Here is an 11,283-nt window from a genome sequence, read left to right as displayed (position 1 = left end):
CTCAACCATTGAATTTAGTCATTTTAATTATTATGCTCAGGGCTTAACACTGTAGAAAAATTTACAGTTGTTTAGTCCTATTCATGGTTTAGTGTGAATGGGACTTAGACCTCTCATTCTATCAAAGAGTGAGAGGTCTTTTCTGTTTCCACAGATCCTTTTAAAGATAGATAACGATTCAAAAAAAATAGATCAGTGGAGGAACATTTTATGCTCATATTTTTAAAACAATTAAATCAATCTTTTACTAAGTATTTATCATGGATTGTTATTGCAACAGCTGTATTGGCGTTACTATTACCTAATTTATTTCTATGGGCAGCAGGCATTACGACGTACACCTTACAATTCATTATGTTCACAATGGGGCTGACAATGAAACCAGCGGATTTCAATGAAGTTCTAAGACGGCCGTGGCAAGTCTTTTTAGTCGTCATCGCCCAGTATGTCTTTATGCCTCTATCTGCCTTAGCCCTTTCAGCTGTTTTCGGCTTACCAACTGAAATTGCCTTAGGTCTTTTATTGGTCGGTTCTGTACCTGGAGGAACCTCTTCAAACGTGATTGCTTATCTAGCTAATGGAAATCTACCTTTGTCTATTAGCTCAACGTCTGTTTCTACGCTATTATCTCCACTACTAACGCCGCTTATTCTTTCACTTTATGGCGGAGCTTATCTGGATATTAACTTCTGGACAATGTTCCAGTCAATTATTCAAGTTGTCCTATTACCTGTCCTTCTTGGTCTAGTCATCAGTCACTTCCTTGGCAGACACACGGAAAAAGCTGAAAGGATTTTACCTTCTTTCTCTTCTATCGCTGTACTTTTAGTACTCGCTGGTACTGTATCCGTTAATCAACAAAACTTACTCAGCACTGGATTAGTGATTTTCTTTGTTGTCTGGCTTCATAACTTGAGCGGATACGGAATCAGTTATCTAATTTGCAAATTATTGAAACGAGACATTCCGACCACTCGCACCATTGCCATAGAAGTCGGTCTCCAAAACACAGGCTTGGCTGCAAATCTTGGTTTAGCACACTTCACACCAGCAACGGCACTCGCTGCCGCAGCTGGAACAATCGTGCATACATTATTTGGAACCGTCTACGCTAACCTATGCCGAAGACGTGATCAAAAAGATTCCACCCAACATTCGACTGTTCATCCTATAAAAGTCCAATCATAATCTAGAAGAAAGTAGTGAATTTATATGAAACTAAGTCAAACCGTAAGAAGTGGCCCTGATCAATATATCTGCCAGGAAAATGCTTTAGTGTACTTTGATGAAAAAATGAAACGGTATACGTCTCCTGTTATCATCACTGGAGAGTTATCGTTTGAAGCTTTCGAAAAACATTATCCTGGTCAAAATGATTTTCCTGTACTGCAGTATGATCATACTGCATCCATCGAGGATATGAACAGACTAGCTAAAGAGTGCCCAGGAGCCGATTGCATCGTTGGAATCGGTGGCGGGAAAGTACTCGATACCGCTAAAGGTACTGCTGATTTGTTAGGGATTGAATACGTAACGATTCCGACTGTTTTGGGAACTTGCGCTGCCTATACCCCTCTCTCTGCTGTATATCACCCAGATGGTACTTTTAGGAGCGTTGACTACTATAATCGATCTGCTTCTTTTTGTTTTATGGATCTCTCTTTACTAGTCGAGTCACCAAAACAGTACTTTGCCGGCGGTATTGGAGATACACTTGCTAAATGGTACGAAGCTGAAGGCATCACGAATCATATTCAAGGTACTTTACCAGCTATGGTCTCTGTAGGACTCCAAACTGCAAAACTTACTCAAGAAATTTTACTTCAGAATAGCGAAGAAGCCCTAAAAAGTATAGAGACGCATGAAGTCACTCCAGCGTTTGAAAAAGTTGCAGAAGCTGTTGTAGCTATAGCCGGAACAGTCGGAGGTTTCGCTGGTGAATATGGTAGAATGGCCGGCGCGCATGCTGTGCATAATGGTATGTCATTGATTCCTGAAACACATGATTACGAGCATGGTGTTAAGGTAGCCTACGGGATTTTAGTTCAACTAGCGGCTTGTAAAAGATATGATGAAGTCGATAAATTGCAGAGCTTTTACAAGGAAAATGATTTCCCACATTCTCTGAAAAATTTCGGCATAACACATGACATTAAAGAGGCTATGGAAAAAATTGCTGCCTTTTCTGCTTCAGATAAAGAAACCTTTAACCTCGTCATTCCAGATATTACGCCCGATGATGTTTATCAAGCTATGCAGTACCTTGAAGTACTTGAACCTTCTAAAATTGGTGTATAATGAAATGTGTTTACCTATAAAATACTCATCAATAGGTTATTATTGATCACTGAAAGGATCTTCTAGGATTCTTTCAGTGGTCTTTTTGCTGCTCCTAAACTTGATTTTTCAAATTGTTATAAACTAAAGATATTCTTAGACTATGGTACTTCTTATTGAAATCTTTCATCATTAACAGTACGATGATAGTCATGCTAAAAACATTGGCTTTACTTAACTAAGACCATTATCTTAAATAAAACAAATTGAAAACGAAGAGGGATTTGTATGGAAAATCGTTTTGAGCGCATCCGTTCTGCCGAACGTGGTGCTAGAGTCAGTATTGTAGTTTATATTTTTATGGCTACTTTAAAATTATTTATTGGATTCACATTCAGGTCTTCTGCTTTGAGCGCAGATGGGTTCAATAATTTAACCGACGTCATTTCTTCTGTCACGATTTTAATCGGGCTAAAAGCAGCTAGGAAGCCAGCCGATTCTAATCATCCTTACGGTCATTGGAAGGCTGAACCCATTGCCAGCCTCATTACCTCTTTTGCGATGTTGTTTGTTGGATTTCAAGTATTACAATCTACGGTTATTCGATTGTTATCAGGTGAAGTGGTTCCACCTAATGGACTAGCTGCTATCGCTTCTTTAATTGGTACAGTCGTGATGTTCTTTGTATACAGATATAATTTAAACTTATCAAAAAAAGTAAAATCAAGTGGTCTTGCTGCGGTCGCTAAAGACAATCTCGCAGATTCTTTAACCAGCTTGGCTACAGCTGTCGCTATTCTTGCTTCCGCTTTAGGATGGGCTTGGATTGATGGTGTGATGGCATTGATCGTATCTTTGATCATTCTTAAAACAGGTGTTGAGGTATTCAGAGAAAGTACCTTTTCACTGTCAGATGGTTTTCATGAAGATGAGCTAGATAATTACGAAAAAGCCGTCAAACAACTTCCAGAAATTCACAGTATTGAATCGCTGAAGGCGCGTAATTATGGTACGAATATCTATGTAGACATCACAATTCTTGTCGATGCCAATATGTCTGTTCAAGAAGGACACGATGTAACGGAAAAAATTGAAGAACTGTTATTTAACGACTTCGATGTTATGCATGTAGACGTTCATGTTGAGCCGGATACAATCAAATAAGGGAATCAGTTAAATCAGTAACACTAAAAAAAGCGTCTCTCTAAGAAAAAACTTCCAATAGAGAGGCGCTTTTTGACTATAAGACTACTGATGTTAATTCTTCTAAACAAATTTATTCCATGGCTTCATACTCAAAAGTATCAACAACTGGCCATGCGTGAATATAAGTCAGCACATCCATAAAGTCTTCTTGAGATTCTTCAGGGATCATGACTTGAAATGGCACGATTGCACCATTTCCTATGACCCCGTATTCTTCTTCAGATAACTGAATAGAATAATCTTCAACAAGTACTTCACCCATTTCATTTTCGAATGAGAACGTAGTATCAATATTTTTGATATCCATACCTAAGCGATTCACAACAACAAACCAAGCAACCCATTGATCTTCTTCTTGGGTTGCCAAAGCTGACCAGATCATCATAGCTGATCCCTCAGGTGTCATCGTATTAAACCCTGGTATACTATTTTCGAGACTGGACAGTGTGCCCGCATACGAAGTATCTTGATAAATAGGTGGGATAGAGATATACAAGTCTTCTGCACCTTCTTCAGATCCTTCACCCGTGGCTAAAACTCCTGGTTGTGATGACAAGTCTGCTTCAGCCCCCTCTTCCCCCAAATCAACAAATTCTTCGTCCTCTTCCGTCGCATCAGAGGTTGTCTCACCAGTTAATTCAGATAACTCAATAGCGTCTTGAGGAACTTCAATCGCTGTAACTTCATTGTATTGATTATAAGTCATTCGAATATCTTGAGTGAAGCCCATGACCATATCTGTAGACCCTTCAATATCACCTTGCATTTTTATGTTCTGATTTGAAAGGTACTTAGTTTCTTTGTTCATTTGTAACTCGATTTCTATACTTTGCGTTGTAAGTACCAAATTTTCATCTGAAAATAGTGTTTCGAGTTCGACATTATTCTCCAAAACTGCCGAAGCTACCAAGTTGTTTGCATCCTCGCCTTCTAGTATCAAAGTCATATTATAGTGATCTGTTTCTTCTTCAAATTCAATATCATCTTCATATTCTTTCATTGTTTCCAGAAATGCTGTATCGAAAAAGATTTCTTCTGAGCCCTCTTGAACAATGCCTTCAATCAAATCGGATAACAGTTCTTCTCCTTCATCTCCCAATTCAATCCATCCACTTACCGGATCTTCTAGATAAAAAACATCGTTGACATATCTAATTGTCGTGTTTCCTTCTGTTGCCCCATCACTAATAACTTGTTCTATTGAATATGGATTGGTTGTAAATGCTGAATTCATCTTAATGTTCATTTCTTCTGAATTTTCTTGGTTTTCGATTGCAACGGTTTGGTCAACAGACTGTGAATAGCTGTCTAGATTATTATAAGCGTCTATACTTTCATCCAAAACCTGACTTGCACTAGGCTCTCCACAGCCTCCAACAAATAAAGCGCCTACAAAAGACAAAATCATTACCCCTATCTTTTTACTTTTCAAACGGCTCACCCTTTTTCCTAAAGTAATGATACTACTTTGAGACCTATTATAACGTCTTTATCATAACGTTTCTTTTAAAGAATAAGCAATTGATAGACATTTGACTCTGTGTTTCAATTAACCTCTATCTTTAACATGCTAAAAAAAGCAGAGCTCTTTGAAGAGATCTGCTTTTTATCCTTATTTTATAATTTTAAAGTTGTGATTTGCAGTTGCTTCTACTGTACCCATTTCCTTGAAGTAGTTACCAATCAGTTCGTTCATTGGAATCGTTACTTCGCGAATAATTTTAGAAGCATCAAACATAGTATAATCTCCACCGCCTACTGCTCGGTACTGATTGATCACAACCTGAAGTGTATCTTCTGGTTGAATAGCGCGTCCTTTATACTTGAATTCTGTAACTCTTTCTCCAAAAGGTTTAGAAACATTCACCGTATACTCTATTCCTTCGTACATATCATAATTGTACATTTGCGGTTTGGGTTCTATAAAGTCTGGATTCACATCAATTTCTCCCTCATCATTCAGTACGAAGTACTCTGCGGATTGTTCAATGGCTTTCTTTAAATCATCTCCGGTTACTTCTAGTACAGCTAATGTGTTAGGAAAGATATAATTCGTAACAACGTCTCTCATAGTTACTTGAGGATTAAAGCCACTACTTTCATTGTTAAATAAAGCTGTTCCAGAAATGTCGCAATCTGCATAGTACATCTGTACTTTTTGGATGAATTCAACATAAGGGTGTTCTTCTCTACGTGCTTTCTCTACGTCCTTGATTGTCATATCTCCTTGAACCTTGCCAATTGGCTGATCTAGCCAGTCTTCTACTTCTAGGTTCAATTCCTCGTGCTTACGCGCAAGCGTGCATTCAACGGGTGTTTCTTCAGTAACTTTAATCAGTTCTGGAAGGGAATCTTTTATGATCCACTTTCCATTTTCTTGGGCAAGATCCAATGTAACTTTTCCAAGAAAACTGCCTTTATGACCCGGCATCACAGTCGGGATACCGTTTTTCTTTTGAGCGATTACTCTATGCTGGTGTCCAGTAAGCAATACGTCGATGCCTTCTACTTCAGTTAGTAGTCTGTACCCTTCATTTTCCCCCGTCTGAATTTCGGTTTCTGTTCCAGAATCAATATCTTTTTCAAAACCACCGTGATAACTCACGATAACGATATCCGCTAGTTTTCTAAGTTCTGGGACATATTCTTTTGCAGTTTCCAGTGCCGAGTGGAACGTTAACCCTGCATAATTTTCTGGATGCTCCCAGTGTGGGATATACTGAGTGGTCAACCCTAAAATGGCAATTTTCACGTCTTCTTTTTCTATCAGGATGTACGGTTCTCCAAAAGCAGCCTTCTTGTCTTCATTTAATATATTGGCCGCTAAGACCGGGTGTTTTGCTGCTTTGACCGCCGAGTAAAGATAATCTAGGCCGTAATTAAATTCATGATTTCCTATGACACCAGCATCATATGGTAAGTCGTTAATCGACTCCATTAAAGAATTGGCATCTCCTTTTTCTTTAAGTACGAAAAAGCTAAGTGGAGATCCTTGAATAAAATCACCATTTTCTATCAAAACAGAAGGCCCTTCTGTAGATTCCATTTGCTGTTTCAAGACATTTGCTAATTTGAACAGCCCAAATCCTAATTCTTGCCCTCTTTTTTGATAATCTGTCGGGAACAAGTACCCGTGAATATCACTTGTTTCAAAAATGGTTAACTTCATCATGCTGTCTCCAATCTATGTATAAAAGCTCGTATTGAGTTTTCCTTTATTCTCTTTGGTAAATCATTTCGTACTCTGAAAAGATGGCATTCAACTCGTTTGACCTTAAGTTTTGGCAAAAGCTTCAAGCTTTAAAACTAATTTAAAAGGATCAATTCAAGCTTTGTGACTCAATTTTGATTAGATCTTATAAGTTCATTATATAGTGAATAAGCTTTATGTGAAAGATAAACTTTGGTTTAAACGTAGTCCTCCTACATGATTAAGATGAAATCTGAAAATAGAGCAGTTTCAATAATCTTTTCACAAATGAATGATGGATCATGAAATAGTGTATCGTACAATTAGTTAACAGACTATTAAGAACGATCCTCAAAGTACTTCTAACGATACTTGATTTTAAAAGAGGTTTATAAGACAATAGGCGGTAAGCTTTACTGAAAAGGAGAGAAATAGTCGTTATGAATCAGCTGATCAAAGAATATATTACGAGTCATGAACAAGAATTGATTGATTTCCGCAGAGAGCTACATATGTATCCGGAAATTGCTTTCGAAGAATTTGAAACGACGAAACGAGTAGCTGCTCGTTTGGATACACTTGGGATTCCTTACAAAAAAATGGATCCTACAGGCGTTCTTGCAGAAATCAAAGGAGATTTACCTGGTAAAACGATTCTGCTAAGAGCAGATATGGATGCTCTACCGGTTGAAGAATTGAATACTCATCTGCCTTATACTTCAACTATTGAGTCGAAAATGCATGCTTGCGGCCACGATGCTCATACTGCAATGCTTTTGTCCGCTGCCTCAGCGTTAAACGAAATCAAAGAGAATATTCAAGGAACGATTCGTTTATTATTTCAACCAGCGGAAGAAATCGCTGAAGGGGCTCGCAAGATGGTTGAACAAGGGGTAACAGATGGCATTGATAATGTTTTTGGTATTCATATCTGGTCTGAGCTGGAATCAGGTAAAGTTTCTTGCCCTCCCGGCCCCTCTTTTGCTGCGGCTGATTTATTAACCGTTCATTTTAAAGGTAAAGGTGGTCATGCAGCAATGCCACACCAAACGGTAGATGCGGCTGTTATGGCGTCACAATTTGTATCAACCATCCAGTCGATTGTTTCAAGAGAAATCGACCCTCTGCATCCAGCTGTTGTGACCATTGGAAAAATGGAAGTTGGTAGTCGTTTCAATGTTATTGCAGAAAATGCTTTACTTGAAGGAACGGTACGCACTTTCGATTATGCTACTAGAAATAAAATTGAATCGGCATTGAAACAATACGCTGAACAGATTGCTCAATTATTTGGAGGAAGCGTAGAAGTAGCATACGATCGGAAAACGGAACCCGTCGTTAATGAAAGTCGTTCAGCAACCTTAGTTCAATCTACTGCTGCTGAAGCTTTCGGGAAAGACGTTATAAGGGAACAACCACCTACCATGGGTGCAGAAGATTTTGGTTACTACATGACGGATAGACCTGGAGCCTTTGCCTTAGTGGGTGCTGCAAATGAAGCTAAAGATACTTGCTGGGCACATCACCACGGTCGTTTCAATGTAGATGAAGAAGCTATGAAAGTTGGCGCAGAACTTTATGCCCAATATGCATTAGCTTACTTGAATCAATCTGACTTTTAATCATAAAAAGAACGTAGAGAATTTTTCTCTACGTTCTTTTTGTGGTTATTAATTTACGTTCAATACTTTTTCTTTTATATGAATGAAATCTGTAATCAAGGCATTGACAGGTGCATCTAAACCATATTCATTAGCTAATCTTGCAACTGCTCCGTTAATGAAGTCAATCTCTGTTCGTCTATTATGTTGAATCAAATCTTGATGCATGGATGGATAGTGGTGTCCCAATTCTTCTGCAGTTTTAACAATATAAGCGACTGTTTCATCAAAGTCTAAATGAACATCTTGTTTCTTAGCTACTTCAACAAATTCTTTCACAATTTTATTGGTGACTGAAAGAGCTTCTTCTGTCTCGAACATTTCACCAAGTGTTGTATCTAGAAGAGAGCAAGTCGCATTCAGTACGCCATTTACACAAGCTTTTCTCCATATTGAGAATTTAACATTTTCACTGTAGATACCATTCAACCCTGCTTCTTTTAAAACAGCCACAATTTCTTTTGCTTTTTCTTCTCCACCCGGCACGAAGTTCTGAATTTCAGTTGAACCCGTTCCTTCTAATTCGATTTTTCCTGGTCCCGTAAGCCCTGCAGTCCATATTGTTACACCAATCAGAATATTTTTTAGAGCAACATATTCTTTCATGACCATTTCGTGTCCGATACCATTCAATAAACAAACGACTTTTGTATCTTCTCCAATAATAGGCTGGATATCTTCAAGCATTTCTCCTAAAAACATCGCTTTTGTAAATAAGAAAACTACATCTACTTGATTGGTAACTTGGTCTGGATAGTAAATGGGTATATCAACGACTTCTTCTGTTCCATTGTACTTTACGGTCAATCCATTTTCTCTAATGGTTTCAATATGTTCTTTCCATTTGTCGATCAGTATAACGTCATTTCCCGCTTTGTGTAACATAAATCCAAAACGACTACCCATAGCGCCACTTCCGGCTATTGCCATTTTCATGATCATTCACTCCTAAACTTTCTAAAAAAACTACTTAACTATTATAGCACACACGAGAATAGGTATTCGTTGTACTGAAATAGGTTAAGTAGATTTTATAAATACTTTTTTATTGAATGTTTTACATTGTGCTTTGGATTAAAATCACTGTAATAGAAACCACTACTACAAGTAGAGATAAAACATTGGCGAAAATAAAAGGTTTAACACCTGTCTGTCTGATTGCTTTAATATCTGTTTTCAAACCAATTGCTGCTAATGAAGCCACCATCAAGAAACGGCTAACGCCTTTCAATAAGTCTACTTGAGAAGGAGAAATCAGTCCCAAACTATTTAATGTAGCCATCCCTACAAAGAATATGATGAACCAAGGAAATAGCTGCGTCAGCTTAACCTTTTTCTTGACTGTTGAAGAAGACTGAATTTTTTTGAAATAAATATACGAAAATATGAGTACAGTAGGAATAATAGCCAGTGTTCTAGTCAATTTAACCATAGTCGCGATTTCTCCAGCTGCTTCTGAAAAGGCAAAACTCGTCGCCACTACACTAGAAGTATCATTTACAGAAGTCCCACTCCAGTAACCAAAAACCGTATCACTTAATGAAAGTACTCGTCCCATGATCGGATATAGAACAATCATGACCATATCGAATAAAAAGGTCGCAGAGATTGCGTAAGAAACATCTTTATCTTCTGCTTCAATGACTGGTGACATCGCTGCTATAGCTGAACCACCACAAATACCTGTCCCGGCTGCAATCATATTAGACAATTTCGAGTTGATTCCCATCCATTTTGCGAGTAAGGCACCCCCACCAAAAGCTGTTAATAGAGTGAAAAACAAAATAATTAGCGTCTGTCCTCCAACTTCTAAGACAATGTTTAAATTCAGTGAAGCACCTAGAAGTACAATCGCAAATTTCAGAATTTTCTTAGCTGTAAACTGAATACCCGGTTGGATTACTGCTGACTTTTGAGCATACGGTCTAATTAGAATACCTAAAAACATAGCTAGTACCGCTGAGCCAATAATATGCACAGGTAAAATGGCTTCCACCCACGTGGCTACTAGTGCAATGAGTAACGTTAATGCAAATCCTGGTAAAACTTTTTTCATTTTCTACACCTGATCCTATAAAATTTTCACTTATTCATTTTAACATATTTTTTCAAACTATATTTAAAAAGGATATTCAGTTCGTTTGCACTCTACTCTGTTTAGCGATTCCGTAAAAAAAAGACCTAAATCGGTCTTTTTTTTATGACTATTCTGATTTAGGCATGAACCCTTTCTGTTTTGTACGCTTTATAGGCTGTGTAGACTGTACTAAGGGCTTGAACAGCAATACAAACACCTGCAAGCAAGATAATCGTGGATTGCGTATTTTCAATAATGATGCCGGTAAATGACCAGACAAAGACTAATGGATACGACCAATCTGTATATTTTAGCGAAATGTATACGCATAGTATCGTTGCAACAACTAGTAAAATCACCGTCCAATTCAATTCGCTTAAACCTAAGATTTCTTGAACATCAGATGATACTGCCCATGTAAAAATGTTGACAATTGTTGCGACAGTGACCCATCCAAAATAAATAGAAAACGGGAATCGATCAAAAAAGTTATATCTAATTTTTGAAATCGTACGGTAAATCATCACTAGTGTTAAGAGTAGTCCTACTATAACAACTGTAGATAATCCGATTTGATCTCCAGTAAACATAATGATCCATGCACCATTCAAAGCAAAGTTCAGCAACAACCAGACTTTAACTTTATCGTAGATCGTTCCTTCAAATTGCTTGATGAAAAATAATCTAACAATCCAAATCAATACACTCAAATAAATTAATCCCCAGATAGAAAAGGCAAATCCTGCTGGCTGAATTAGCGCTTGTTGATCGTCAGCGGTAGAACCTACATCGGTGGCTGACCAATAATTTAGAAATATCATTACTCCAAAGACAACTAGATAGAGTATTCCAAACTTTTTACTTTTTGACAT

9 protein-coding genes are annotated in these 11,283 nt (G+C 37.8%); 4 read left to right on the top strand and 5 right to left on the bottom strand.

Translation table 11 applies throughout. The features are described from left to right. Positions 1 to 210 precede the first annotated feature (210 nt). The 3 genes from LG377_RS04390 to LG377_RS04380 all read left to right on the top strand — a co-directional run bounded on the left by LG377_RS04390 (position 211) and on the right by LG377_RS04380 (position 3,441). Entirely contained in the window at positions 211 to 1,188 is a 978-nt protein-coding gene (locus LG377_RS04390) for a bile acid:sodium symporter family protein (RefSeq protein ID WP_225743492.1), read from the top strand. 24 nt (positions 1,189 to 1,212) lie between these two features. After that, positions 1,213 to 2,298, top strand: coding sequence for an iron-containing alcohol dehydrogenase family protein (locus LG377_RS04385; RefSeq protein WP_225743491.1), 1,086 nt, complete (start codon positions 1,213 to 1,215; stop codon positions 2,296 to 2,298). A gap of 267 nt (positions 2,299 to 2,565) precedes the next feature. Beyond that, complete coding sequence (locus LG377_RS04380) at positions 2,566 to 3,441, top strand: cation diffusion facilitator family transporter (RefSeq protein ID WP_225743490.1); 876 nt, start codon at positions 2,566 to 2,568, stop codon at positions 3,439 to 3,441. 112 nt (positions 3,442 to 3,553) lie between these two features. Here LG377_RS04380 and LG377_RS04375 read toward each other — a convergent pair whose 3' ends face one another. Together LG377_RS04375 and LG377_RS04370 are read right to left on the bottom strand one after the other, a co-directional pair. Next, complete coding sequence (locus tag LG377_RS04375; protein WP_225743489.1) at positions 3,554 to 4,915, bottom strand: DUF6612 family protein; 1,362 nt, start codon at positions 4,913 to 4,915, stop codon at positions 3,554 to 3,556. Between the two features lie 180 nt (positions 4,916 to 5,095). Beyond that, positions 5,096 to 6,652, bottom strand: coding sequence for a bifunctional UDP-sugar hydrolase/5'-nucleotidase (locus LG377_RS04370; protein ID WP_225743488.1), 1,557 nt, complete (start codon positions 6,650 to 6,652; stop codon positions 5,096 to 5,098). Positions 6,653 to 7,113: 461 nt separating this feature from the next. Here LG377_RS04370 and LG377_RS04365 point away from each other — a divergent pair, with 461 nt between their 5' ends. Continuing rightward, a complete protein-coding gene (locus LG377_RS04365; protein WP_225743487.1) occupies positions 7,114 to 8,295 on the top strand; it encodes an amidohydrolase in 1,182 nt (393 codons plus the stop codon). 48 nt (positions 8,296 to 8,343) lie between these two features. On the opposite strand, the gene LG377_RS04360 is transcribed toward LG377_RS04365, so the two are convergent. The 3 genes from LG377_RS04360 to LG377_RS04350 form a co-directional block, all read right to left on the bottom strand. Beyond that, positions 8,344 to 9,270, bottom strand: coding sequence for a 2-dehydropantoate 2-reductase (locus LG377_RS04360; RefSeq protein WP_225743486.1), 927 nt, complete (start codon positions 9,268 to 9,270; stop codon positions 8,344 to 8,346). Between the two features lie 121 nt (positions 9,271 to 9,391). Next, on the bottom strand, positions 9,392 to 10,390 hold the full coding sequence (locus LG377_RS04355; protein WP_225743485.1) for a YeiH family protein: 999 nt from the start codon (positions 10,388 to 10,390) through the stop codon (positions 9,392 to 9,394). A 158-nt stretch (positions 10,391 to 10,548) separates the two neighbouring features. Beyond that, a complete protein-coding gene (locus LG377_RS04350) occupies positions 10,549 to 11,283 on the bottom strand; it encodes a TspO/MBR family protein (protein WP_225743484.1) in 735 nt (244 codons plus the stop codon).

This window comes from Marinilactibacillus sp. Marseille-P9653 (genome assembly GCF_916618885.1).
GTDB lineage: Bacteria > Bacillota > Bacilli > Lactobacillales > Carnobacteriaceae_A > Marinilactibacillus.
Note: the sequence above shows the minus strand (reverse complement) of the source record. Positions and strands in the feature narration are given on the sequence as shown.